This window comes from Paenibacillus agri (genome assembly GCF_013359945.1).
Classification (GTDB): domain Bacteria; phylum Bacillota; class Bacilli; order Paenibacillales; family Paenibacillaceae; genus Paenibacillus_AQ; species Paenibacillus_AQ agri.
The window spans coordinates 528,544-554,755 of record NZ_JABWCS010000221.1 but is presented as its reverse complement, the minus strand read 5'-3'; the positions used below and the strand labels follow the sequence as shown (position 1 = coordinate 554,755).

The 26,212-nt window shown below is 45.1% G+C and carries 26 protein-coding genes and 1 riboswitch; of the genes, 15 read left to right on the top strand and 11 right to left on the bottom strand.

All coding sequences use genetic code 11. The features are described 5' to 3' along the window. Positions 1-80 precede the first annotated feature (80 nt). Complete coding sequence (locus HPT30_RS29310) at positions 81-461, top strand: PilZ domain-containing protein (protein ID WP_175374767.1); 381 nt, start codon at positions 81-83, stop codon at positions 459-461. A gap of 74 nt (positions 462-535) precedes the next feature. Here HPT30_RS29310 and HPT30_RS29305 read toward each other — a convergent pair whose 3' ends face one another. Genes HPT30_RS29305 through HPT30_RS29285 form a run of 5 tightly spaced genes read right to left on the bottom strand, consistent with a single transcriptional unit; the run spans position 536 to position 4,066 of the window. Beyond that, positions 536-1,276 carry a hypothetical protein gene (locus HPT30_RS29305; protein WP_175374766.1) on the bottom strand — a complete coding sequence of 247 codons (741 nt, stop codon included), beginning with the start codon at positions 1,274-1,276 and terminating at the stop codon, positions 536-538. After that, entirely contained in the window at positions 1,270-1,971 is a 702-nt protein-coding gene (locus tag HPT30_RS29300) for an ABC transporter ATP-binding protein (RefSeq protein WP_175374765.1), read from the bottom strand. The genes HPT30_RS29305 and HPT30_RS29300 overlap by 7 nt, the downstream gene beginning before the upstream one ends. Before the next feature lies 1 nt (position 1,972). Then, positions 1,973-2,359, bottom strand: coding sequence for a GntR family transcriptional regulator (locus HPT30_RS29295; protein ID WP_175374764.1), 387 nt, complete (start codon positions 2,357-2,359; stop codon positions 1,973-1,975). Between the two features lie 2 nt (positions 2,360-2,361). Further along, on the bottom strand, positions 2,362-3,108 hold the full coding sequence (locus HPT30_RS29290; protein ID WP_175374763.1) for an ABC transporter permease: 747 nt from the start codon (positions 3,106-3,108) through the stop codon (positions 2,362-2,364). Continuing rightward, entirely contained in the window at positions 3,101-4,066 is a 966-nt protein-coding gene (locus HPT30_RS29285) for an ABC transporter ATP-binding protein (RefSeq protein ID WP_175374762.1), read from the bottom strand. Before HPT30_RS29285 ends, HPT30_RS29290 begins: the two co-directional genes overlap by 8 nt. A 327-nt stretch (positions 4,067-4,393) precedes the next feature. On the opposite strand from HPT30_RS29285, the gene HPT30_RS29280 reads away from it, so the two are divergent. The 4 genes from HPT30_RS29280 to HPT30_RS29265 all read left to right on the top strand — a co-directional run bounded on the left by HPT30_RS29280 (position 4,394) and on the right by HPT30_RS29265 (position 9,107). After that, positions 4,394-5,089, top strand: a complete 696-nt coding sequence (locus tag HPT30_RS29280; RefSeq protein ID WP_312876390.1) for a hypothetical protein — start codon at positions 4,394-4,396, stop codon at positions 5,087-5,089. Positions 5,090-5,103: 14 nt separating this feature from the next. Further along, positions 5,104-6,792: a vWA domain-containing protein gene (locus HPT30_RS29275; RefSeq protein ID WP_175374845.1), complete on the top strand. Its 1,689-nt coding sequence runs from the start codon at positions 5,104-5,106 to the stop codon at positions 6,790-6,792. Between the two features lie 36 nt (positions 6,793-6,828). Continuing rightward, positions 6,829-7,968, top strand: a complete 1,140-nt coding sequence (locus HPT30_RS29270; protein WP_175374761.1) for a toxic anion resistance protein — start codon at positions 6,829-6,831, stop codon at positions 7,966-7,968. 248 nt (positions 7,969-8,216) lie between these two features. Continuing rightward, the gene (locus tag HPT30_RS29265) at positions 8,217-9,107 is read left to right on the top strand and encodes a sulfurtransferase (RefSeq protein WP_175374760.1); all 891 of its coding nucleotides are present in this window, start codon (positions 8,217-8,219) and stop codon (positions 9,105-9,107) included. Positions 9,108-9,421: 314 nt separating this feature from the next. Here HPT30_RS29265 and HPT30_RS29260 read toward each other — a convergent pair whose 3' ends face one another. Then, positions 9,422-9,742, bottom strand: coding sequence for a hypothetical protein (locus tag HPT30_RS29260; protein ID WP_175374759.1), 321 nt, complete (start codon positions 9,740-9,742; stop codon positions 9,422-9,424). A 271-nt stretch (positions 9,743-10,013) separates the two neighbouring features. Between HPT30_RS29260 and HPT30_RS29255 the strand changes: the two genes are divergently transcribed. After that, complete coding sequence (locus HPT30_RS29255; protein WP_175374758.1) at positions 10,014-11,366, top strand: cryptochrome/photolyase family protein; 1,353 nt, start codon at positions 10,014-10,016, stop codon at positions 11,364-11,366. Positions 11,367-11,557: 191 nt separating this feature from the next. Here HPT30_RS29255 and HPT30_RS29250 read toward each other — a convergent pair whose 3' ends face one another. Continuing rightward, positions 11,558-11,743 (bottom strand): hypothetical protein, encoded by a 186-nt coding sequence (locus HPT30_RS29250; protein ID WP_175374757.1) that lies wholly within the window; start codon positions 11,741-11,743, stop codon positions 11,558-11,560. Positions 11,744-12,252: 509 nt separating this feature from the next. On the opposite strand from HPT30_RS29250, the gene HPT30_RS29245 reads away from it, so the two are divergent. Beyond that, a complete protein-coding gene (locus HPT30_RS29245) occupies positions 12,253-13,074 on the top strand; it encodes a VOC family protein (RefSeq protein ID WP_175374756.1) in 822 nt (273 codons plus the stop codon). A gap of 209 nt (positions 13,075-13,283) precedes the next feature. Continuing rightward, positions 13,284-14,759 carry a 4-hydroxyphenylacetate 3-hydroxylase family protein gene (locus tag HPT30_RS29240; protein WP_175374755.1) on the top strand — a complete coding sequence of 492 codons (1,476 nt, stop codon included), beginning with the start codon at positions 13,284-13,286 and terminating at the stop codon, positions 14,757-14,759. Between the two features lie 87 nt (positions 14,760-14,846). Here HPT30_RS29240 and HPT30_RS29235 read toward each other — a convergent pair whose 3' ends face one another. Next, entirely contained in the window at positions 14,847-15,473 is a 627-nt protein-coding gene (locus HPT30_RS29235; RefSeq protein WP_175374754.1) for a nitroreductase family protein, read from the bottom strand. A 124-nt stretch (positions 15,474-15,597) separates the two neighbouring features. Between HPT30_RS29235 and HPT30_RS29230 the strand changes: the two genes are divergently transcribed. Further along, complete coding sequence (locus HPT30_RS29230; protein WP_281364550.1) at positions 15,598-15,960, top strand: winged helix-turn-helix transcriptional regulator; 363 nt, start codon at positions 15,598-15,600, stop codon at positions 15,958-15,960. A gap of 421 nt (positions 15,961-16,381) precedes the next feature. Here HPT30_RS29230 and HPT30_RS29225 read toward each other — a convergent pair whose 3' ends face one another. After that, positions 16,382-17,338, bottom strand: coding sequence for an EamA family transporter (locus HPT30_RS29225; RefSeq protein ID WP_175374753.1), 957 nt, complete (start codon positions 17,336-17,338; stop codon positions 16,382-16,384). A 69-nt stretch (positions 17,339-17,407) separates the two neighbouring features. Next, a riboswitch (purine riboswitch) is annotated at positions 17,408-17,518 on the bottom strand. A 127-nt stretch (positions 17,519-17,645) separates the two neighbouring features. Here HPT30_RS29225 and HPT30_RS29220 point away from each other — a divergent pair. Next, positions 17,646-18,023 (top strand): PilZ domain-containing protein, encoded by a 378-nt coding sequence (locus HPT30_RS29220; protein ID WP_175374752.1) that lies wholly within the window; start codon positions 17,646-17,648, stop codon positions 18,021-18,023. A 114-nt stretch (positions 18,024-18,137) separates the two neighbouring features. On the opposite strand, the gene HPT30_RS29215 is transcribed toward HPT30_RS29220, so the two are convergent. Next, complete coding sequence (locus HPT30_RS29215; protein ID WP_217622568.1) at positions 18,138-19,103, bottom strand: phosphotransferase; 966 nt, start codon at positions 19,101-19,103, stop codon at positions 18,138-18,140. Positions 19,104-19,307: 204 nt separating this feature from the next. On the opposite strand from HPT30_RS29215, the gene HPT30_RS29210 reads away from it, so the two are divergent. From HPT30_RS29210 to HPT30_RS29190, 5 genes are all read left to right on the top strand, one after another. Next, positions 19,308-19,967 carry a response regulator transcription factor gene (locus HPT30_RS29210; protein ID WP_175374751.1) on the top strand — a complete coding sequence of 220 codons (660 nt, stop codon included), beginning with the start codon at positions 19,308-19,310 and terminating at the stop codon, positions 19,965-19,967. A gap of 2 nt (positions 19,968-19,969) precedes the next feature. Continuing rightward, positions 19,970-21,373 (top strand): HAMP domain-containing sensor histidine kinase, encoded by a 1,404-nt coding sequence (locus HPT30_RS29205; protein ID WP_175374750.1) that lies wholly within the window; start codon positions 19,970-19,972, stop codon positions 21,371-21,373. Positions 21,374-21,430: 57 nt separating this feature from the next. Next, a complete protein-coding gene (locus HPT30_RS29200; protein ID WP_246317518.1) occupies positions 21,431-22,519 on the top strand; it encodes a hypothetical protein in 1,089 nt (362 codons plus the stop codon). Between the two features lie 421 nt (positions 22,520-22,940). Continuing rightward, positions 22,941-23,528 (top strand): hypothetical protein, encoded by a 588-nt coding sequence (locus HPT30_RS29195; RefSeq protein ID WP_175374748.1) that lies wholly within the window; start codon positions 22,941-22,943, stop codon positions 23,526-23,528. A 200-nt stretch (positions 23,529-23,728) separates the two neighbouring features. Continuing rightward, on the top strand, positions 23,729-24,715 hold the full coding sequence (locus HPT30_RS29190; RefSeq protein ID WP_246317516.1) for a MerR family transcriptional regulator: 987 nt from the start codon (positions 23,729-23,731) through the stop codon (positions 24,713-24,715). Between the two features lie 20 nt (positions 24,716-24,735). On the opposite strand, the gene HPT30_RS29185 is transcribed toward HPT30_RS29190, so the two are convergent. Beyond that, entirely contained in the window at positions 24,736-26,175 is a 1,440-nt protein-coding gene (locus tag HPT30_RS29185) for an alpha/beta hydrolase (RefSeq protein ID WP_175374746.1), read from the bottom strand. Between the last annotated feature and the right edge of the window lie 37 nt (positions 26,176-26,212).

Sequence of the window (26,212 nt, the reverse complement as noted above, 5' to 3'; positions counted from 1 at the left end):
ATCTGAAAAATAACACTTTAGTAGATTGTCGCACTCTCTTCATTTCGATATAATAGCAAATAAACTAGCGGAGGTAAATTATGGACGGCTCGAGCAGAAAAGAACCATTCCGGTATGTCATGAACCAACCGATCGAATGCTGGCTTGAAGTGCCGGCCGGCAATACCGGCCCCGGTGCCGGGAAGCTAACCGAGGGCGTAATGCTCGATCTCAGCCGTTCCGGATGTAAAGTGCGGACTTCCCTGAACCTTCGCTTCTCAGCTGGAGATACGAAACTGATTATTCATTTTCAGCTAAATGAGAACAAGCTCAGATTTGAAGGCCGTGTGCGCTGGGGCTGGATGTTCGGCCTCGGACAGTACAAATATGGTGTTCGACTGGATTTGAGTAAAGCTGAAGAAGACATGCTGATCCGGGAGCTGGAGTCATGGACCCATGGCCGCAGCGCGGAGGGAATGTAAATAGACATAGAACAAACGCCGCTCCGCTTGGAGGGGCGTCTGTCTATTATACTCTATAGCAGAGAGTCTAGAAATTAGATCTCTACCTTCTTTTTAACGAGCCAGGTGGATGCATATAGTAGAATCAGGCAAAATACCGTTTCAATTAGTGCCGGACCGATGTCAAACGCTTTACCAGCTGCTTCAATTCCGTTAGCGTTCAAATACTCACCTGAAGTGAAATTATACCGGAAAGCAAGTTCCATCCAGCCCCCTGAATCTGGAAACAGTTGCCCTTCGACCAGTCCCAGAATCAGATTCAGAACAAACAGTGTGAGAATGCCGATCCAGACTTTGCTGCGAAAAGGCAGACTATGGGAAACCGTAATAGAGAACGTCAGTGCGATCAAAAAGACCATGGCTGCACCTAGCAAATTCAGTACACTGATGAACGAAATATACCAGAAGTCTTTTGGCAGAATGTCCGGATAGACAAAGCCATAGATGGCCACATGCAGCACTGCTAGTGCAATTAAGACTATCAACAGAATCAGATTCAACAGCAGCGGGGAGAGCACGGTATATAGGGTTTTTACGGGAATCAACTTACGGCCATAGGACTTCAGATTGGTGCTATAGGTTCGGCAAGCCAGAACTACAAGGAAGATAGCAGCAGAGAAATAAGTAACGGCCTGAAGCACAAGCATGCTAAGATTCTCCCAATGATAAACCTCCGCCAAGATCCAAATCACAGCCTCAAGCAGCAGTGTAACTGCATACAGCCCCAGAATCTGATCACGATTACGCCTGAAATCATATTTCATCAGCTTTAGCATTCGGCAAACACCTCTCTGAACAGTTCATCCATGCTTTTACCATGCTGCAGCCGGAGCTCTTCCACATTCCCGTGCATGACCATCTCCCCATTCTTGACCATAATGACCTCATCAAAGATCCGCTCAATATCAGACACCAGATGCGTGGAAATCAGAATACTACTGTCTTCTTCATAGAACTCTACCAATGCATTCAGGATTCTGGTTCTTGCTACGGGGTCCACACCGCCCAGCGGTTCGTCTAGCAGATAGAGACTGGCCTTGCGTGATAATGCCAATGTCAGCTGCAGACGTTCACTCATCCCTTTGGACAGTGATCTGACCTTGTCAGCCAGCGACAGCTTCATAAAGTCCAGCATCCGCTCTGCCTTGGCTTGATCGAAATCCGCAAAGAAATCACTGTAAAAGCGCAGTGCATCCCCCACAGTCATCCACGACTCGGTTAGCGGCTGGTCTGGCATAAATGAGATTAAGGATTTGGTCTCAACACCAACAGGATTACCATAAACGGCAATTTTGCCAGAGGTTGGCTGGGCCAGACCGGCGATCATTTTCATAATTGTAGTTTTGCCGCTGCCGTTGCTGCCCAAGAGACCGATGATTTTCCCAGGCCCCAATGTAAAAGAAATATCGCGAACAGCCTGCTTGGACCAATACTTCTTGCTGACTTGCTGTATCTGAAGGATATCCTCCACACTATACATCCCCTTTTTCTGCATCTTCGTGGCCCACACTCTCTGCTACGGCAGCAACAATATCTTCTCCTTGAAAACCGAGCTCTCTCATCCCGCGGATAAACCGATCCAGCACATCCTTGGCCATTTCTTTCTTGATGGTCATAATTCTACCTTCCTCACTTGTCACATATCGTCCCATCCCGCGCCTTGTCTCCACGATTGTCTCACGCTCCAGTTCCTGAAAGGTCCGTTGCACCGTATTCGGGTTGATCTGTAAATCACTGGCCAGCTCACGTACGGAAGGAATTTTATCGCCCGGCTTCAGCTTCCCGGTCACAATCTCACCTTTGATATAATTCATAATCTGGATGTAAATAGGCAGGTTGTTATCAAATTCAATCGTCATAGTTATGCAACATCCCTTCGTCTGAACACAACAAACCCGGCAAGGAGGAATAGAAGCACATACACGGCAAGCATCACGATCGAGAAGGATAACGTCATTCCCGGCAGCGGAGCTCCTCCATCGGTATAGACAGACAGATCCAGGTTGGGGAACAGCATATATTTATAAAATTCCTTCTGAATAATTGTCTTGTCGAGCATAAGCATGAGCATCGTAATCCCTATCGTCGCCCCTCCCGAGGTCGTTAGTATTCCTATCATAAAAGCAAGCGTTATATAGACCACGGTATAGACATAGCTATACCCAAGTGAACCAAGAACGTCGACCCATCTTCCTTCAGCACCGCTAAAGCCAAACCAGATTGACCCGGAAATGAATAGGGCAACCGCTGTTGCAAGCGTCAATGACAAGCCGTAGATCAATGCTGTTATATATTTGGAGGCCAGTATAGACGTCCGGCTGCGGGCACGAATCAGCAAAAATTTAATGGTTCCCTGGCTGTATTCCTTGGCTACTATTCCGGAGGAACCGATAATCGCCATAATGGTTACGACCTGGCCCAGTCCTTGGATGTAGGACATCGTTACTGTAAAGTCATAGACCGAGCCAAACATCCCTGCTGCAAAAGAATGTATAACGTATCCTACTATGAAAGACATTCCTATTAACAAGGCATACGGTACAAAAAACGAACGTTTCTTAAACAATTTCAACCATTCGTTGACGACCAGCCGTTTCAGGTTATGCAATACGATTCCCTCCTGTCCATTTCAGGAAATCTTCTTCCAGGCTCTGCCTGTTCTCTTCAATCCGGTACAGACCCACACCTGCTGCACCCAGAGCCCCTACCAGTTCTGGTACATTCTTATTGTTCATCGTGACCGTCAACTGATCCCTAATAAAGTCGGTGCGGACCACCTGTATACCTTCTGTTCCATGAGCTATCGCAATTGCCGGTTCAATAGCATCTACTCGGAACGTTAACGTAACCTCTTCTGAAACGCTGTTCTCTGCTCCAAGTTCTGTTACCGTCACGAGCTTTCCATTCTGAATCACAACCGCACGGTGGCAGATCTGCTCCACCTCCGACAGCATGTGACTAGAGATCAGAATGGAGATGCCTTCCACTTCAGCAATGGTTCGCATGTAGTCGCGCATTTCCCGAATACCCGCCGGGTCAAGTCCGTTGGTCGGCTCATCCAGGATCAACAGCTTAGGCCGCTGCAGTAGAGCTTGGGCAATCCCCAGCCGTTGGCGCATACCCAGCGAATAAGATCTGACTTTCTTGTTCATTGCCTCCTGAAGTCCCACCAGCTGAACCACTTCATCAATCCGGTCATCATCCACATCGTCAGTCATCCGCTCATACTGCCGTAAATTATCGAGTCCGGTCATGTAGGGATAGAACTCCGGGTTCTCAATAATGGCGCCGATGTGGGCAATGGCCGATTTGAAATTCTTCTTGATGCTGTGGCCCTGTACCTCAATATCTCCTTCACTCATCCGAATCAGCCCAGTCATCATGCGGATCGTTGTCGTCTTCCCCGCACCGTTTGGTCCTAGCAGCCCTACGATCTCACCCTTGCGAATTTGAAAAGAAAGCTTATCAACAATAGCTTTTCCCTTAATGACCTTGCTGACTTCATTCATCTGCAGGACAATGTCTTCCCGTTCGTGTTGCGCTTGCTGTACATCTCTTTGGCTCATGCATATGCCTCCCTCTTTAGAAAGATTGTTATGGTAAACGTTTTATTGTATCGGTGTCATAGTTGAATAGTACACTAACATTATAACCGTGTAAAGCCCAATTTATATTTTATTTTGAAACAAATATCCTTGATTTCACGTAATAACCACTAATCAGCCAACATTTTTCCGTATAGTTCCTGTTTTATTGGAAAGATTTGAAAGCCAATCTCGCTATTCTCTGATAAAATGAATCAGAATGACCCTTGTCAAAATATACTCTTGGAGGAGGTGTAAACCCTGAACAGCTCAAGACTTTTCAAACTGCTCGGCCTAATTGCAGGCATTGTGTTACTGAACATCGCGGTATTGTCACCGGGGCTGCTGGGCGTGGACATTGTCAGCGGAAGTGCCCTTGAGACCGCCTCCGGCGTAACTCTGTTAGTCCTTAGTTTGCTGGTTGTCCTTTACGGAAGTTATATCTTGCTATTCAAACCTTCACCTGCGAAATCCATCCGGAAGCTGGAGACCCAGGTGGATTATATAGCCGAGCTGCATAAATACCGTAATGTTAAAGTACTAAAAAAAGATGTGGTCCTTGCTCTGGATCAGCTCGAGCGAATCGATAAGAAGAAGGATACGTTGCTGAATGTCCTGTCGCAGCGATTTGAGCAAACAGAACTGAGTTATCAAAAATTTATTGCGGTGATCGGGTCCGTTGAAAAACTCTTTTATCTGAATATCAAAGGGATTCTTAACAAGTTAAGCGTATTCGATGCCGAAGAATTCTCGCTTTTTACGGATTCTCATAACCCTGGACAGTTCTCCGATAAACTGGTACAGCAGAAAAGGAATCTTTTCAACGAATACTTTGCCTATGTGGCCGGGTATTTAGGTGCCAACGAAGAAATTCTACTGAAGCTTGATCAGCTGTTGCTGGAAATCTCCCTGTTAGACAGTACAGACTATAAATCGATCGAAGAAATGCCCTGCATGAGAGAAATCAATGACTTAATCAAACAAACAAAACTCTACCAGCAATAGAAAGGAAGATGATGATGGCGAGGAAAGGAAAAACATTTGCGGTATTAGCAATTATTGCGGTATCGGTCTTTGCACTTGTATACTTTGGAATCACCCTTACCTCTAACTTGGGTAAATCCAAGACCGAAATTTCGGCGGAGGATGCCACGAAACGACTGGAGAAACTCTATAAAGATATTAAAGTAACCACTGCGCCACTGGTCAAAGGTCAAATCGATCTTGATCCTGTAGCCGTCGGCGACTCCCTACCTGATATCTCCAAGTTCACGATTTCTGTTGAGCCTACAACCGACAACTTCGTTGAAATCTTCTCTTCTATAGAGAAATCCGGAACTGGCAAAGATGGATGGTTGAATGGTGTGGCTAAAGACTTCAATGATTCTAATACACTGGTAGACGGAAAGCCCGTTTCGGTCAAAATCCGCAATATCGCTTCAGGTACAGCGGCCGACTACATAAGATCCGGTAAATATGTGCCGGACGCCTATACCCCTTCTAATGAGTTGTGGGGAGAAATGGTCAAAGCCAGCGGCGTTCAAACTGAACTTGTCGCCAAGCGCCTGATCGGTAATGTAACCGGTGTTGTGACCAACAAGAAGAAGTATGATGAACTGGTGAATAAGTACGGTTCGCTCAATGTTAAAACCATTACAGACGCTATCGCTGACAACGAGCTGGCGATGGGATACACCGATCCCTTTGCCAGTTCCACCGGATTGAACTTTCTGGTAACGGCCCTATCCACTTTTGACAGTTCTGATCTGCTGGGGGATAAGGCAGTGCAAGGCTTCGAGAAGTTCCAGGCCAACGTTCCCTTCATTGCCTCCACCACCCTGCAAATGCGTGAAGCCGCAAAAACTGGCAGACTCGACGCATTCGTGCTGGAATATCAGACTTATGTCAACACACCTGATTTAAAGAGCGGTTATGTATTTACTCCATTCGGCGTAAGACATGACAGCCCGCTGTACGCGCTTGGTAATTTACCTAAGGAAAAGCTGGAGATCATTAAGAAATTCGCTGCCTTTGTTGAACAGGCTAAATACCAAAAATCTGGAGCAGACAATGGATTTAACGGTCTGAATGATTATGTTGCCGAGCTTGACCCAGTAGATGGCAGTGTGCTCTCATCTGCCCAGAAGCTCTGGAAGGAAAAGAAAGACGGAAATACACCAATTGCAGCAGTATTTGTTGCCGATGTATCGGGAAGCATGGCTGGCGAACCACTCAATCGTCTGAAAGAGTCATTGCTTAAGGGGCAGAAGTATTTAGGAAAAGACAACAGTATCGGCTTTGTCTCTTACTCCAGTGACGTTACGGTCAATCTTCCCATTGCAAAATATGATACCAATCAGCAATCTATGTTCGTAGGTGCTATTAATAGTCTGCAAGCTGCCGGAGGTACCGCTACGTTTGACGCTATGGTTGTTGCCATGAAGATGCTTCAAGATCAAGTCAAAGTTAATCCGGAGATCAAGCCGCTGATCTTTGTACTAAGTGACGGGGAGACCAACGAGGGACATTCACTAGATGATATCAGAGGACTTATTCAAACCTATAAAATTCCGATCTATACCATTGGTTACAATGCGAATATTAAAGCTCTGGAGAGTATATCCATCATTAATGAAGCTGCCAATATCAATGCAGATACAGATGACGTCGTGTACAAAATCGGCAATCTGCTCAATGTGCAAATGTAATTTTGTTATTAACCATTCACTTATAGGAGGATTGCCATGTCATTCACTATGGAAGTGCCAAGTGCAGAGAAATTGAAGTCGGTTATTGAAGAACAGGTAAAACCGGAGCCGGAAGAGGTCACACAGCTGAAGGAACTCGCGATCAACAACGTCTCTTCTATTCTGGAACTGGACATCGATTCATTGGAGAAGCGAAGAGCCGTTCTGCAATCCATTGACAGCTTCGGCATGGGAACGATGCGCTCCTCTTCCGATAAGAATGCCTTGCTGCAAGTAACCGTAGGCAATTTGTCCAAAACAGGCGATGAAGGCGGCGATGTTGCCAAAGGCTTAACGGAGCTGCAATTGCAGCTGAAGGATCTGGACCCGAGCGCTGTCGATTTTGCCAAAAGCGGGCTGCTAGGTAAGCTGTTCAATCCGCTGCGCTCTTACTTTGCCAAATTCCAGAAGGCCGATGCCGTCATATCCGATATTATTATCTCTCTGGATAAAGGCAAAACCGTTTTGCGTAACGACAATACAACACTGGAGATTGAACAGCAGACCTTACGGGAGCTAACGAAAAGGCTGCAAAAAGAAATTCAGCTCGGCATCTTAATGGACCAGGAGATTGAAACACAGATCGAAGCTGCCAAGGTGCGTGGGGAGTCCGAAGACAAAATCCGTTTCATTACGGAAGAAGTCCTCTTCCCTCTCCGTCAACGGGTGATGGATCTGCAGCAAATGCTGGTGGTCAACCAGCAAGGCATTATGGCCATCGAAGTGGTGATCCGCAATAACAAAGAGCTAATCCGCGGTGTGGACAGAGCCAGAAACGTTACCGTGTCCGCGCTGAAAATCTCGGTTACGGTCGCCAGTGCCCTTTATAATCAAAGAATTGTCCTGAAAAAAATCGAACTGCTTAACCAGACCACCGACACGCTGATCAGTGGCACTTCCAGAATGCTTAAAGAGCAAGGTGCAGCCATTCACAAGCAGGCGCTGGAGACCAGCGTTTCTGCCGACACGCTTAAGCAGGCGTTCTCCGACGTCCTCTCAGCGCTGGATTCGATTAGCACCTACAAGCAGGACGCTCTCCCTAAGATGCGTGATACCATCGTCCAGTTCCGTGAACTGGCTGATAACGGTGAAAAGCAAATTCTGCGGTTGGAGAAGGGTAATCGGTTGGGGCTGTGAGTAGCAGCTGATAGCTTGCATTAAAATATTCTTTCTATGGGCTGTTACGAATATTAACAAACATAGTTGAACGTGGTCATACCACAATCCTGGTTAATAATTTCTAGTTCATATCCTAGAATCCTAACTGCAAGGGCAACTTCCCCTGTCATCTGCGGTTAGGATTTTTGCGTTGACTACAACTCCACGAGCAATCATATTTTGCTATAATGATTTTTATATTGATTCAAGCAAAGGATGGGATACTTATGGAAGCTACCGTTTCCAAACGCTGGCTGCTGGCACGACTCTATGAACCCGAGCAGACCATTGTAGACTGCCGATTTACGCTAGGTAAACCGCAGGCAGGCAAAGAAAGTTTTGAGCAGGAGCATATTCCTGGAGCGGTCTATCTCGATCTGGAGCTGGACTTGTCAGCCCCTGTATCAGAGCATGGTGGACGCCACCCTCTCCCCGACCCACAACTATTAGCTGCACGTCTAGCGAAGCTTGGTATCGGCAACACGACGCGCGTAGTCGCTTATGACGATGAGAGTGGCATGAACGCTGCCCGACTTTGGTGGCTGCTGCGTTATTTGGGCCATGAGCAAGTATTCATCCTCGAAGGTGGCTTCAGCGCTTGGAAAGCCGAACGCTTCCCTGTTACGGATCATCAGCCAATAAGAATACCTAGCTCATTCGAGCCAAACGTACAATCACAGATGGTAGTGGGTGTCGATGAGGTGCGCCAGGTGTCCGTGAATACGGTTGAGGCTTTGTCTGAAGCTAGAGATAGCGCATCCACTGCTCCTTATGATCTTCCCGTTCTTATCGACTCCCGTGCGCGGGAACGTTATCTGGGACTTGAAGAAACCTTGGACAAGAAGGCCGGGCACATTCCTGGTGCCGTTAACTACTTCTGGAAAGAAACACAGAATGAAGATGGCAGCCTCAAGAGCGCCGAAGAGTTGCAAGAACATTTCGCTCAGCTGGACAAAGATGCAGAAATCATCGTCTACTGTGGCTCCGGTGTCACCGCCTGCCCGAACGTGCTAGCACTTGAAAAGGCTGGGTACAAGAATGTGAGGTTGTATGCGGGGAGCTGGAGTGATTGGATTAGTTATGAGGGGAATCCGATTGCGACGGGGGACGAAAAATAGCGTTAAGCAGGTATACAAGTTGTTTATTAAAGTACATCACTCATGTGGCGATGTACTTTTTTGCGTCATGCTGGGGTGTAACGAAGTCAAACGTAAATTCCCCCTGAGAACGGCGGCTGAAAAGCCTAGAAGTCAGCTTAGAAGTGTCTACCTGCATGGAAAAAGAGAGCCGCTTGTTATTAATGTAGTAACGATAGGGTTTGGCGTATTCTAAAAAGGTAACGCGTTACTTATCTGTCCAAACCTTCATTTTGGTCTTGGCTATCTTAGGTGGTTTCCGCTTCATGTCATAATCACTTAAATAATTGCTAGCTCTAATAATACTTCTCAAGGGTTGCAACAAGTGAAGACGGAAGATCTATTTCTTCCTTAACAAAGCTGCCCCCGGGAATGTGAATGCCTTTGGAGGATAAACGTTCGATTTGATCCCCCATAGGCTCTTCTGTGCTAGCAATGCGACCATCCAAAAATCCCTCCATATAATCAGGAAGATGAGCAAATCCAACCGAACTACGACCGGAACATTTTGCAGCGATAGTTGCCTCTGCAAGAGAGAGTGCTACTGCTTTGCTTGCACCAGAAGCAACACACACACGAATAGCCAACTTTCTTGCGCTATTAAGATCGTATCGCATTGGCTATTACCCTGAAGTTCGATATATTTTCTGCATTCTTGTTTAGTCTCAGCATTTCATCACGCTCCCGACTGAAATTTCTTCTTTCCATGTGAATACAAGATTTTAATAATTATTCTAGCAAATGATAGAGCATAAATTTTCAAACCGTGTTCACGTAGCCGACTGCTCCTCCGCTTGCAGCTGGAACAGCTCATCGCCAAAACTTCAAATCTATCGTATTATGGACAGGAGTTTTATTCCCTCAGATAACAGAAAGGAAATACTTCTAATGATTCTCTTCATTCACCGCAAGGATCTGCGGACTAGCGATCTTCCAGCCTTTGAGGCCATACGTTCTTCTGGATCTCGCAGCCTTCATGTGTTGATTCTGGAGCCTTTTCTACTACGCAAACAACGCTATCTTGAGCATAGCGGGGTTAACTTCCTGACACAGGTTTCAAGACTTCAGCAGGAGTACGGCGCTGAGGGCAAGCAGCTGCATATTCTTTATGGCGAGCCTGATATTATTATCAAGAGACTAAGCGAAACGTACCCCATTCAAGAATTGATGGTTCATGCCGATTACACCCCTTATGCATTACAAAGAGACATGAGCCTGCGCAATACATCGGCTGCACTCGGCATCCGTTTCAAAATTTATCACGACAGCATGCTCTGCGATCTGGAAGATTTCATGGATTGGTGTGGGAGACGAGAGCCCTTCAAGGTATTCACACCGTTCTACCGCCGCTGGCGCAGCTACTTGGCAGAGCGGTTTCGTCCGCCCTATTCTTCGACCTTAGCGGAGCTGTCAACGTCCACGCTGGACGAGAGAATTGCTGAGGATTTCAAGATTCCTGAGGAGATTACACTTCAGATTGAAAAGCTAGCACCTTCAGGAAAGAAGATAGATGTAAAAGATACGCTTGAGCAATTTATAGACTTACATTTACGGGATTATCATGTGAGCCGTGACAAATATGCACAGGAGGGCACCAGCCGGATCAGCCGACACCTCAATACGGGTACCATCTCTGCACGTACTGTGTATACTCGGCTGGCGGATGAAGAAAATGGTGGGGAAGAATGGCTGCGGCAGCTGGCCTGGCGGGATTTCTATCTGTATCAGGCCCGGCTCGATTCTGATTTCTTCTGCTATGAGAAGGTGTATGATTTGAGCAGTCTGGGTACGAAATACTTTGAGGCCTGGTCTTCAGGAAGAACTGGCATTCCGGTAATCGATGCTGCCATGACCCAACTGAACACAACTGGCTGGATGCCGAACCGGCTACGAATGATTACCGCAATGTTTCTTACCAAAAATCTGGGCTGTCCATTTATTTACGGGGAGCGATACTTCCGGCTGAAGCTGAGCGATTATGATAATGTGCTGAACCGTGGCGGCTGGCTGTGGAGCTCCTCGCTCGGATTCGACGCCTCCCCTTACTTCAGGATCATGAATCCGGTAACCCAGTCCCAGACTCATGACCCAAGCGGAGATTATATACGCACCTGGCTGCCGGAGCTGGCAGATTTGTCCGATAAAGCTATCCACCTGCCTAGACCATATGCTATCGTTGATCTTAAACAGTCACGGGCGCTGGCGATTGAGGTGTATAAAAAAATCCTGAACAGCAAATGAACGCCGGTGCAACCTAATAGCGGAAATGAGCTATAGTCTGTATGTACTTCCCCGCTCTTCGTGCAATAAACTTCTGCTGTTCCTGCAGACAGCTTGATTAAATCTGCAGGTAGCTGAGTGACTAGATTTCGTATGAGAGGAATCCAATCACCATTGGTGAAGAATAATAGAGGAGAAGGGGCGGCTAGCCCCTACTCCTCAAGCTCATCCAGCTTCGCTTCCAGTTCAGCCAACTTGCGATTCGCTTGATCCAATATTTCCTGAAGCCCTGCGGCTTCTGCTCGTTTTATCTCTTTTTTGACTTCCTTAATCTGCTCTTCCAAATAGAGAATCTCCGCTTCATTTCCTGAGTTGTTCCACATCTGTGAATAAGTCATAGCCAGCCTCCTTTCTTCTTTACACCATGAGTTTCAAATTCACGATTCAAGCAAACTCCGGTTTCCATTTATCTAGATTAATCGATGCTGCTCTGGGAGTCTAGCTAATCAACATTAAACGATTCTTCGAAGAATCCAGATGAAACTATAGCTATCGCTAGCAAGTTAATCTCCGAAACTAATGACATAGAAGTGAAATATGATGCACTGCGTTTTCTGGCCTATGGCAATAATGCAAAGGGAGAATATAAGAAAATACAGACAGATATACAGCTAGGAGGATAGTCTATTGCAATCCCCGAACATCCATGAAATGACCATTTATACTAGACAAGTGAATGCTGTTCGCACAGATCCTGAGCGGCATTTCCGCAGCCAGTGGTGCTTGCCAATCAGAGGTAAATAGCCAATTTTTTAAAATAGCAAGATTCGTCAAACCGTATATAATGGGTTTGTTTAAAATAAGGGACAGGGAAATCTTGCAAAAATAATAAGATGGGAGATTGCTTATGACAACCTTTGCAGTACCGAAATTACATTTTGATGGTTCGACTGTCGACGTACTTTGGGACAACCACGAAGAGGCCATTCATTGGTTTGAGAAGTTCATGTCGTGGGAAGTAGGCCAAAAGGAGAACTGGAAGCCTGATCCAAGATGTACGGAGGGCAAAATGACGCGAATGAATTGGGGTACTTGGCTGATCTCAAGTCTATCGTCTGTAAGACTGCCCCATCATTTTGCTGAACGCGGGACCGTGGAGTCCAACATCCGGTTGTGCTGGAGGACTCGAAACCTGAAACAACTGCACAGTCACTATAAATCAAACGGGGTTCGGGTGACCGATATTTATAAAGGGCCAGGCGGTACGACTTACTTTGACTTCTGGGCAACATACGAGGGAATTCGATTTACGGCTCAGGAAGATAAACAAATACAAGAACAAGGAATCGTCCCCTCCTGGATTAGATTAGGTGTTAGCGACCTGGAAAAATCCATCCAGTGGTATCGTAACTATTTGGGGATGGAAATGGAGAGCGATTTCAGCAAAGATGGTTATGTCATCATGAGCCTTCAATTAAATCATCAACGAGATCAAAAATCCTTATGGGTATTAGAGCAGTTAACAGAAGATGCTTATATTGGCAAGATAGATGGACCTGTGCGGCCAATTTGCTGGGTTACTGATCGTGAGGATTTTTTCAATTATCATACGTTTCTATCAGAAAGCGGTATCGAAACCTCGGATATTGGCGGATTTACAACCAGAGGAATGGTCAGCTTTCATGCATATGATCCCGACGGTAACCGTTTAAATTTCAGCAGCATGTAATATTCCTCGATGTATAAAGACTGGATCATAGGGTATTCCACCGCTTGAAGGCGAATGGGATACCCTATTTCTATAGCACTTTAATTTTAGGCGCCCTCTCCCCCCACACCTTTTAAGGACAATGTACAAGGATGATCATGCTTACGTACATTATAAGCAATAACACAGCTTTATTTAGTACAAGATGCTCTCCAAAGAGGTGAAAACGTGTGCCCATTAAAACGGGTGATCAATACATCGAACGAATCGACCGGCAAAAAATCAATATCTGGTACAAAGGAGTGCGTATCGAGGGGCCTTTATCCAAGCACCCTGCATTTCAAGGTCTCATACAAACTCAAGCCGAGATGTACAACATGCAATGTGATGAGCAATATTTAGCACAGATGACCTATCCTTCACCAGAAACAGGAGAGCCTGTCGGTCTATCTTTTCTCCCTCCCAAAAATGCCGAAGACTTACAACGCCGGAGAAAAATGATTGAACTCTGGTCAGGCAAGCATCATGGATTTTTAGGACGTTCCCCCGATTATATGAACACGGCCATCATGTCTCTGTTCACAGCTGCCGATATCCTTGAAGACCTTAATCCGAAGTATGCTGAGAACCTGAGGAAATACTATGCCTATTGCCGGGATCATGATATCACCTTATCCCATGCATTCATCCAGCCTCAAGCAAGCAAGATATCCGGTCAGATTGATGCTACAGAAGATTCTATCGCTGCGAAAGTCGTAGAGATCAATGATGAAGGGATGATTGTCACTGGTGCTTTTATGATGGCAACACAAGGTGCTACATGCGATGAAATGCTTGTATTCCCGAGCCCTTCTCCATCCTTTATTGACGATGATAATCCCTTTGCATTTGCCTTTGCGGTGCCCAATGACCTGCCTGGAATGACATTTTTTTGTCGTGAAAGCTATGCAGCTTCATCCCTCTACGACCACCCGTTAAGTTCAAGATATGAAGAAATGGATACGCTTGTTATATTTGATCGCGTGCTTGTTCCTCATGATCGTATATTTTATTACGGAGATGAAGTGTATTGTGCGCGATTGTTCGACGAGAGTCACTTTCATACTCACATGGCTCACCAGATCATCACCCGTTATATTGCAAAGACCGAATTTTTCCTGGGTGTACTAGAGTCATTGGCGGAAGAACAAAACTCTGTTTTTGATCCCTACAGTTTTCAGCAGATTTCCAGAATAATAGCATTTTTAGAAACATTCAAAGCATTAAGACTGGCTTCTGAAATAGGGGCGTCCCCAGACAAATTTGGATATCTCATACCAGATAAAGGTCCACTCCTGGCATCAACCATTCACTTTTCAGAGTTTTATCCCGAGATGGTTGAAATGGTCCAAAAGCTCAGTTCAAGCGGTCTCATCATGATCCCTTCCGAATCCGACTTCATTTCAAGTGTTGGTTCGTACCTCAGTCAGTATTTGAAGGGTAATGTCTCGGATGCCTGGTATCGAAACGCCTTATTCCGGCTTGCTTGGGAACTGGGAGCGGGTGCCTTCGGCGGTCGGCAAACCCAGTTTGAGCGCTTATTTTTCGGGAACTCCCAAACCTTGGCCTTCCGCATGTACAACAGCTATGATAATCACGAATACTTCCGTCAAATCATTCACGAATTTATTGCATCCCAAAATCCTCGGACTGATTCAACTTCTTAAGGAGCAATAAATCTAGCGGGGAATTCGGGAGAAACATTTTAATCTCCACAATACTAAGGGAGCCGCTCGGCTCTCTTTTTTTTCTCTTTAAGTTAGTTTATTTCTATAGATTACTTTATGGACCTCATGTCTCACCGTTCGATGCCCAGCTTTAATCCCTTTTCCGATAGCGATAAGCATTACATCAAGATATCTTTCGGAAATATTTAAAGCCGCTTTTAGCTGCTTCGAATCATAACCGGACATCATCACCGTATCAAGTCCAGCTTCCTTTGCCAGCAAGACTAATGACATTGCGGCTAGACTTACATCTCTGGTTAATTCCATCCCAAGTTCCTCGTCTGATTTATCTGCATAATAATCAATTGCCGCCTGTGCTAGAAAGTCTCTTAAAGATTCATCGAAATAACCGGATTGAAAACCTTCCTCATGGATCTGTACAATATTCTCTGCCTGGAACGCTTTATAATCACCTAGCATCACAATTAAAGCTGAGGCGTCTGCTACTTGTTGTTGATTGAAAGCGATGGGCAACAGAGACTTTTGGATTTGGGGATCATCTATAATTAGATACCTCACCGACTGGATATTATTTCCATTTGGCGATTTGCCTGCACTTTCAATCAATGAAACCAGCATGTCCGGGCTGATTTTATAACTCGGGTCATAATGTCGGACTGAATTTCTATGCTCCAGAATACTTTTAACACTCATGTTATTCGCTCCCATCTTTATTTATATTGCTTTTCAAATTATAGTAGTTAATACTAAACAGGAAAATAACGCACAAAATTGTGGGTAAGCCACCTTTAAGTGCCTATCTGAGGAGGAACGGGATTTGATCCATTTTAATACAGGAATAAATGTTTTTATGAATATCGTGGGTGGAAAATGGAAGTGCTTAATCCTTTTCTTTTTGAGTCAAAATTCAGTTCGAACCAAAGAGTTTTATGCGCTGATACCTGGGATCACACAAAAAGTATTAACAGATCAATTGCGGCAGTTGGAGAAAGACGGACTTGTGAAAAGAGAAATCTTTCAGGAGGTTCCACCAAAAGTAGAGTACAGTCTCACAGAGCTGGGGCAATCTTTTGTACCCGTTCTAAATACAATGTGTGATTGGGGTAATGAATACGCCGTGTTGAAGGAAATCAAGAGCGATGGACAAATTCACTGTACTCACCAAAATAATCATCAATAGCATCCTTTCACTTTGGTTCAACACAACCTAAAGAAGGCAGCTCCTTAACTATGAGGCCTTCAGTCTGGGCGGCTATTCCTGATTCTCATACAGTCGGTATGAGATGCATGTTCTCCGGGACTTTGGAAAAAACGACACACCAATAATGTGAATCGACGCGAGAGAATGAGCATCAAAAAACGGTAATTCTATCACCGGTTGTCCCGTAAAGTAATTACGGCGCATTCTCCCTTGTTTGGAGGGAATGCGCCGTTTTTTTGATCAACTATATCGTCTTCTTGGTTTTACTATTCCGGAGACAGAGCGCTGACTTCGTCAAGCTGCTGGAATTCTTCAAGGGTGGTAAGCTCCATTTCCACACCGCGTGCGCCTCCCGGCGCGCGGTGCGTGGCCCAAGGTGGTGGTCAACCTCTAGGAGGGATTATACTTTTTTTGCGTCAACATTATTCCAACGCAACTTACTCAGCTCAGGAAGCACAACTCCCAGCAGCACTACGATAACCCCGACCCACTGAAGTCCGCTGACTTGCTCATGAAGCACGAATGAGGACAACAATACGGCAACCGGCAGCTCGGCAGCACCTAGAATTCCCGCCATGCCGCCTCCGATATGAGGAACACCTATCGCAAATAACACAGGTGGGATAAACGCTCCGAACAAACCCAGCAAGAAACCAAATAGCAGCAACTGACTCCATAGCAACCCGTTAAACAGGAAATATGGCGGGAATAAAATGAATAGCAGCAGCATTCCTCCGGTAACCATCCATGCACTTCGGTATGCTGGATGAACCTCAGGAACAGCTTTACCACTAAAAATAATAAACATAGAATAGCTTACTGCAGACAGAAGCCCAAGCGTAAGACCCAGGACATTGAAACGAGCTTCGCCCTGATCCATAATTCCCGCTGCAAGCAGCGTTCCTCCGAACAGCAACAGCAAGGTTAGCAGTGTGACCTTATCAGGCCATTTGCGTTTGCTGACCGCTTGAATCAGTACGCTGATCCAAGTGAACTGAAACAATAGAATGATTGCGAGTGAAGCCGGGACGTAACGCAGGGATTGATAGTACATCAGACCGGTTACGACCGTTGGCGCTCCAGCCAACATCAGCACTATTCTATTTTTCCAAGATAATCTACTTCTAACTACAGCTGAACTACCACCCACTGTAACTTGTCTGCCCTGTGTACGCTTTTCTCTAACCTTTGTGTAAAGTGCTAACAGCCAGGCAAGTATGCAGCCCGTCACCAGCTGTGTGCCGACCACTTCACCTAACTGGTATCCCTTATCGTAAGCTAATACAACAATTGTTGATAATATACCGTAGCTCATAGCCCCCACTAGGACGGATATTAAATACTTCAAATCTTTCATTTAGCACCTCCGCAATATTCCAAGCCGTTGACATAACGCAAATAAACCTAACTTCGTAATAAGGGAACTGAAGCATTTCCTTATTATCGTAGTTAGGAAGAATAGGCTTCCTGTAGAAACCTCCGCCCTTGTAGCATTTCCTGAATGCGGAGTTATACGAGAACAATATGCGTTTATCATCAACATGACGACTTTTCATATGCTACACGGCAAGTAAACATATGTCAACCTTAAATACCAACTCTTCACTTATTACGTCTTCATGTCGATAAATTTAGAATACACATGGAAAAGTATGGAGGAGAATATGAACACTAATCGTAGAACCGAACCTTTTCGCTATACCCTTAAGGAACCTTTTACATTTGATCTTCATATCCTTACTATTAACGAGATTCCAGTTACTTCTAAGCCTGTAAGAGCTGTACTGTTTGACATCAGTCGTTCCGGCTGTCATCTATCGCTTCCCATTAATATAAATCTGGAAAACAATCTAGTGCGCGTTGGCATGGAGATAAACCTCACAGTTGAACCTACGTACATAGAAGGTACAATGAAGTGGAATAAGGAACAGGACGGCAGTTTTCATTACGGTATCCAACTGGACATTCCTGAATCTGACCGTGATCGTCTCCCAGGAGTACTTCGTAAGCTGGCTGGCGAAGGCAAAATATTGGTCCGCTGACCTATTAAAAAAGAGCATTCCTCATAAGATTAGTACGTGAATCCACCGAATCGTGAGGCACAGACCTCTGGCAGTGGATTCACTTTTGTATTAACTCCCCTCGTAACTTACCTCTCACTCGCTTTCGCCAGGCAAATCCTCCACCAAAATCCCCAAAAGCCAATCCGTATCTCCCGCCAACCGCGGCACCTCTACGGACAACCTCTTCACTTGCTCACGCAGGACGACAGCTTGATCCGTCCCTTCCAAATAGCGGGTAAGAAAATGGAGGAATACATCCATTTTTCTCAGCAATATCAGCATTGGAATCGCCTGAATTTCATCAATAGAGAGACGAACCTGGCGACTATATCCCCGCCAAAAATCCCGGACCACAACATCTTTCTCCGCATTGCCCAGTAGTCCAGATAGGATAACTGCAGGTTCCATTGCCCGCACATCGTATTTACAAAATTCAAAATCAAGCAGCCCAGCCACTTGCCAGGGAGCGGTTATCTCCACTAGCAAATTAGAAGCATTCAGATCCCCATGTACCAACTGATGCGGCAGTCTCTTCAGTTTCCACATTGAATTCTCAATTTTTTCAACGGTGTCACTGAGAATCTTCAGTTCCTCGGCGAGATCGATGAAGGGTTCTGGAGGATTCAAGTATAATTCCCTGATCGTTCCCCTTGTACATAGCGGATAGGACTGACCCAGCTCATAATACGGAAGATACGCCGCAGGAAGTTCCGGATTTACATCCGCCAGCACTACGGACAACACTCCTGCCGCTTCACCAAACGATTCATAAAAGTCAGAATTCCCCTCTGAGGGCGAATCTCCTTCGATATATGTACACAAACAAGCAAATTTGTCATTGTAGTCCTCTAACTGAACCAAAGACTCTCCTGCGGAGGTAAGAATTGGTGAAGGTACTTTAAAAAGCAAACTCATGGTTGCCAGCTTTTGCAGCACTTCATGCTCAAATTCAATCTTGTGTCTGTCCCTGTGCGTATTATAAATACGCAGAACTGCGCGCCGTCCTTCCTTTTCCACTATATAGGTTGTATTGTTCCAGCCCCCTGGCTGTTTTCGCAGCTCCCCATTCCACTCCGGCCATACCTGGCTGATTATACTATTGATAGACTTATGCCCCTCTCTCTTTAATATTCTTTTCTATTCTAATAGGTAACATTGTCTGATGAAACTACCAATTTTCTGGACAATCCTTCCTCTAGTTGTATATAGTGTATAACGGGAAGCAGCACTTAATCAGTAAGGGATCAGGAGGAGAAATTCGGAATGGCAAATATATTGGTAGTAGAAGATGAACGAGCAATCAGTGATTTAATTACAATGAATCTGAAGCTGGTTGGACATACATATAGCAAGGCCTACCGTGGACCGGAGGTTTTTGAAATTCTGGAGCGAGAGAAAATCGATTTGATTTTGCTGGATGTTATGCTCCCAGAGCTGGATGGTTTTGAGGTTATGGGGCGGATTGCACATTTGCAGATTCCAGTGATTTTGATCACCGCCAAAAATTCTTTGGCTGACCGCATCAAAGGCTTCGAGCTGGGCGCGGATGATTATATCATCAAGCCATTTGAAATCCTTGAATTGCTGGCAAGAATCAATGTAGTGCTGCGTAGAGGGGAAAAAGGTACCTCCAGCTTCATTTGCGATGACGTTGAGGTGCGTTACCTGGAACGGCAGGTTTTGGTGGATCAGACGCCGGTTGATTTAACTGTCAGGGAATTCGAACTGCTTGAGGTGTTAATCCGTAACCGGAATATTGCATTATCGAGGGAAAAGCTCCTGGAATTGGCCTGGGGTTATGATTTTGAGGGCGACACCCGCACTGTGGATGTACACATCCGGCAGCTACGCAAAAAACTGGGCTGGGAAGAACGGATCAAAACCATTTTCAAACTAGGCTACCGCCTGGAAGTTCAGAGTTAATCATGAGATTCTGGCATAAAATTCTACTGTCGGTACTTCCCCTCTTCATCATCACTCTGGATGTAAGTGTGATTATGGTGATGAAAAAAAGCTGGCAGCTCAATATAGATAGTGAGACACAGAGAGCCTCCAGTGATCAATTGTTAATTGCCAATAATATTTATGAGAACCTTAATTCTATTCAGGCGCGGGGTAACCCATTGACTCCTATTCTACTGGCCAGCGTGGCTCAATCCTATGGCGATTATTATCATAAGCAAGGAATCTATTTGCAGCTCTGGGATAGCGACGGGATGATTTATCCTCCCCAGAATGAAAAATTCACAGCGCAAAGCCCGGGAAACGGCAGCGAGACTGAAGCCTTAGACGCTCGGTCTATTCAGCTCTCCACCCCGCTTCCTGCTCCTTACCAGCATTTGCGGCTTGTCTATCAGCGTGAAATCAGCGAGCTCTTCGCCAAGCAACAGGAGCTGAACCGCTTTTTTGTAATGATTAACCTGATTGCGGGTCCAGTTCTGCTGCTACTGCTTTATCTGCTGATCCGGCAGCTAAGTAAGCCTCTGAAGCTCCTCTCAGAGACCAGCAAAACGATCGCCGAAGGTGACTATACGAAACGGGTAGAGCTGCACAGTAAGGATGAATTTGGCGAACTGGCCTTGAACTTCAACCGGATGGCAGAGGCTGTGGAGCAGCGGGTCACCGAACTCTCGGACATGGCTGAGGAGAAACAGCGGATGGTAGATAATTTGGCCCATGAATTGCGTACACCGTTGACCAGCATGCAGGGATTCGCCGAGTTTCTGACCACGGCCAACATTGGACAGGAAGAACAGCAAACTGCGGGCGACTATATTCTTAGCGAAACTCTCCGTCTCAAGAACCTGGCCTTTAAGCTGCTGGATTTGTCTGTCCTCCGGCATCAACCGTTGACACTCCGGCAGGTGGACATTCCGGAACTGTTTCAAACGGTCCAACACACGGAACACCCCAAATTAGTGAGTGCAGACATACGACTTCTTGTTCAGCATAAGATCGCTACTGTTTGGGGAGACGCAGATTTGCTGGCTTCTTTTTTAGTCAATCTCATTGAAAATGCGATTCATGCCTCCAAGCGCGGTAGCGAGATCTATATGCTGGCCTATGAGCTGAAAGGAGAAGCCGTGCTGGAAATCCGCGATACGGGTGCCGGACTCTCGGCAGAACAGGCTAAACGCGTATTTGAACCATTCTACCGGGGAGATCAGGCGCGTTCACGCGAGTACGGCGGCGCTGGCCTGGGATTATCCTTATGCCGGCAAATTGCCGAAGCACATCAGGCCAGGTTAACATTAGACTCTGACCTTGGCAAGGGGACTTGCGTACGTATCTTTTTACAACTTCATAACAACTGCCCTCCTACTCTATAACATCTTTGGATTAAGGTTAGGTAGATTCATCATCCAATCCCTATGGAGGTTAAGTTAATGAACAACAAGAAGATTGCAACTACACTTACAGTGCTTTTGTTCTCTGGTAGCGTTTTGGTGGTCAGCGCAATGATTGTCCCAGGATTTGTGAATACCAGCGTTGCCAAGAGTATTCCTGTCGTGCAGGACACGGGCAAGCAGACCTTGACCAGCAGCAAGACGCCTGTATTAAAGGTAGAGGCAGAAACAGCAAAGACTACGGTCTCCGACGTGAACAAAGAGTTGGAGCAGCTGATGACCCAAGAAGAATTTCAGCAAATTTATAATTTTGCGGACAAGCCCGATAACGAGCTTACCTCCAACAGAGAGATGACCGAGGAAGAAGCGAATCGGAGGCTAATATTGCAAGACCAGTATTTGTATGAGGGTCTCCGCCCCAAGCAGTCCCTTCCGTTAAAGCCGGGACAATCGGAGTATTATTGGGACTTGGACAATAACAGGATCCATTATCCGAATCGACCATTGACTGACGAGGAGCTCTTGGAAACTACGGACTGGTACTATCGGCTAAACTATGGTCTATCCAAACGGAACATCGTAACACCGCTGGATTCCAAAGATTTGGTTCAGGCTGATGCCGTCGCCCTCGCCGCTACAAGTGTAAAAAAGCTATTTGGTGCTGATGTCTCCAAATTAGAAGTATATGCTAATTTAAATGATGCCGTGATATTAAATAAAAAATCCTGGCTAATTACATTTGCTCCTTATAAAGCGGACACCTTAAGAGCACAGGGTAAAGATTTCTGGCAATATAACGTAATCATTGATTATACTACCCGGACGGTAGTGGACACGACAGCCGCTAATTTCACTCTAAAAAGAACCCCGATTAGCGCTGAAGCTGCCAAGGCTATCCAAAAGGATGCGACATGGATTCACGAGGCTACGAAAATAGTAACTGACAAGCAAGGAGAGACCCGAAAAATCACTATGGCCTACCTGGTAGATACCGACAAAAATGATAGTCGCGGTATGGTTGACGTCAAAATGTTACTCGAAGACGGCAGCAGCTATACTGCAGAGTTGCGCTACCCGGATAAGACGCTTCGCTGCCTCCTCTATGAAGAAGCAAAAGCCACCAAGTAAGATCATTTTTGCACCTTTAATTAAATCTTGATTACACTGCAGAGTAGACTCCCTGTCATTTGCAGTGTTTTTTATTTGAGATCAAACAATATCAGAAGATAACAATAGCCCCTTAGAGTGTTGTAAAAAAAATTTGATAGACGTTTCTTCGGCAGGAATCAAGGTTAGTACAAAATCAGTCTTTAAAAAAGTTCTTTATTATTCGTATTGAATTAGATTTTGTTAGAATATCATTAGATTTTAGTGTGGCATATAGGAGGAATAAAGGCCAAGGGAACAGGAACGAAAGGTCTCCTCTTCTGGGAAGAACAAATGAAACAAAAGGGCTTCAATCTGATTATGACATCCACACAAGCTGATGAAGGAGCTCACAAAAAAATAAACTGACATCCTATACTAATAAGCGTGGTGAACAAATTACATGAGAGATTTTGTTTTCATTATCGGACCATGCGGGGTTGGTAAAACAACTCTGGCTAAACAGCTATTCACACACTACAAGAGTGTGTACATTGAACAAAATATGATTCCTGAATTTTTAACCCTTGATGGCGAGACGGAGATCACTGGGGCGTTTGAAGAAGAAACCTGTTGGTCAAATACAGTTGCGCTTCTTAAAAATTTTAATACGTTGGGATACAAAAATATCATTGGATTAGATTTTGACGATTTAAGAACAAAAGATATCCCAGAGGTTTTCAAAGGCTTTAACTATATAACCTTAAAGCTTGTATGTAGTGACTATGAACAGAATTTAAATCAAATGGTTAATCGCGAAACTGGTGGACTTGTCGATGTTGAACTTCTTGAAAATATGTATTTAAAAATCCTAACCAGGCCATTACTCATCAATGAATTTGAAATCGATATTAACGATAAAACACCTCAACAAGTTATGCTTGAGGCAGTAGAACTTATTGATCATGCCACAACACTGTCTGATTACGAATATATCAAGCCTCAACAAGAGCTCTTTTACTCATGGATATTTAGTAAAGGCTTGCGGTAGCTTAAACAGCCATCATTTATAAAATGCAGATGAGAGTTTTGGTACATATCTGATCTGGAATATTCCCCCAAGTAGAAGATGAGTGATCTGAGCAGTATAATGATTACTAAACCTATAGTTAGTAGTGATAGAGAGTGACATCATTGGGGGGAAATCCTTTGTATTCGAACAACGAGAACGAACTGCAGGATCAAGAGGATATGAATTCAGGAGATATGGCGCAGACCTTTACCATTGGGGAAGTGGCCAAGATGATTGGATCTAAAATCAGAACCATTCGTTACTACGATGAAATTGGATTAGTGAAGTCCACTAGCCATACTGAGGGTAAACATCGCTTATATACAATGGAAGATATATGGCGTCTAGAGCTTACAGCAACGTTGCGCTATCTGGATTTTGGCATTGAAGATATCAGCCAGCTCCTATCAGGGTCCTTATCGGTCGATAAAGCACTCGATTGGCAGATGGAATCCCTCTCCATCCAGGTTAATGCGCTTACTCATATGATCTCTATTTTACAGCAAGCGAAGCAGCAGCAAGGGGATTCCATGCGTTATCTGTACGATCTTGTTCAAGCCAAAGCCTCAAATGTTGAAAAACGAAAACAGTTTATTGCTGAAAAGGTAGCCGCTACTGAACTCTTTGACGGAGTTCCCTTGGAATGGCAGGATCCCATGCTGTATTTTTTCAATAAATGCATTGTTCAACAAGAAAAAACCACACCAAAACAAATAGCCGCCTGGAATGAGCTGCAAGAAATCATCAACGATCCCCAGTTTATAAAAGATGTGAAAAATACGGGCTTTGCCTCTTCTACCAAAGAACTTCAGCCCCGCTATGACGCAGATACCTGGATCAAGAAGCTGGATTTATTCTATGTCCAATTGACGCAAGCGGTGGAGAAAAAGAAATCTGCTGACAGTCCTGAGGTTCAGGCCATTATAGAAGAGACAATCTCGCTATATGCGAATACTGAGGAAACATTCTATAACGAGGATTTCCTTAAATCCTATCTCGACCGGGCCGAGCAGACTCGTACACCTCTTATTGAACGCATAGACAGATTATGTGCCATTATGAGCCCCCAATTAAACTTGCTCGCAGAAGCAAATCTTGTGTTTATTCAAAACTTGCAACGGAAGCTGGAGTTAGATAACCAAACAAGCGAACAGCCCAAAAGCTAAGGCCTTTGGGTTGTTCGCAGTTATATTTGGTCATGTAAAATCGTAAAATCCGGATGCTCTCCGATTTTTTGCTCCAATAGCCGGAACGGCTTCTTTTTCAAGTAATGATCAAAGAAATCCTGCGAATAATCGCTAATGAGATCATGGATCTCTCGAATATCGCTTCCCTGCATCAATTGGAAAACCGGTGTGAACAGAACAAAATCAGTGAAGCTGCCATGCCTTATTTTGTTCAGGATCATCCAGTAGTTTCCGCCCTTAGTGATGTTATCAAACCGCGGTAGGACTTCCTTCTTCATATCAATCGGGCCATCTGTGCTTGTATGAATATACTCTACAGTGGAATCCGCACTCATCATCAGAAACGGCTTACTCAGCCCTTCTTCCGGAATACGCCGCTGTCCATATAATATGCCATCCATGTTAAGCCCTGCCTTGATTCTGGAATCCGTCATTAACATTTGCACACTGGTCGCTCCGCCGAAGGAATGACCGAACATCCCCACATGATTCATATCCATCCGGCCGGTAAAACGCTGGTCTGGATCATTCGCCGCCAGCCTCTCCACCTGATTCAGAACAAATTTGGCATCCCCTACCCATTGTTCATTGGCATGATCCAGATCAGCGATGGATTTGTTTTCTTCCTGGATTAATGGTGCCACCCGTCCATCCGGGAACACAGAAGCGGTACTGCTATAGGTATGATCTATGCCGACCACGATGTAACCATGACTGACCAATTGTTCGACCTGGTAGGTATTCTGCATTTTATTCCCGGTTAGACCATGTGAAAATAGAAGCACCGGGTAGGTCGCCTCTGCATTAGAAATCTCTGCATTTTCTATAGCATGTGTCTTAACATAACCTATAGAAGTAAACAACATCTTAGGGACATGAAACACCTTGCTATATCCCTCAGCAAAGACTTTGATGTCCGAATGATAGACCCCAACCTTCCCCTTCGCTTGAGCATCAGCAGGGTACCAGACTTGTACCATTAATTCGCGTTTGTCATTAGGATCAGGCGTGAGGACCTCTTCCCGGCTATTATCTTTCCAATCATAAGTAACCGTACCGATTTTGTAAGGACCTCTCGGCTTCTCAAAGGTGAATACAGGAAGCATGAGCGGTAAGGCTACCACTACGGCTGAATAAATAACAGTCAGCAAGGTCACGAAAATGAGTTTTACAGTTGATCTTTTCCGGGTGGATTGTCCCTTAGCTTTGTCAGACTTCGACTTCGATCTGATAACGAAAAGCAGTAATGCCACTGCCGTCAAAACATACGCCGGGATCATTGGCCAGCGCATCCCTTCAATGACCCCATGCACCAACATGATGATGGCGGAAATCCCGAATAGAGTGAACAGGCCGCGCTGTGTCTTATTCTTAGCGAATAGAATCCAGCCCAATAGTAAGATATTAAAAACCACTAACAAAATTTCAAAAACCCTCATACGCAAATGAACCTCCATATCGATAGTAAGTTGCTAG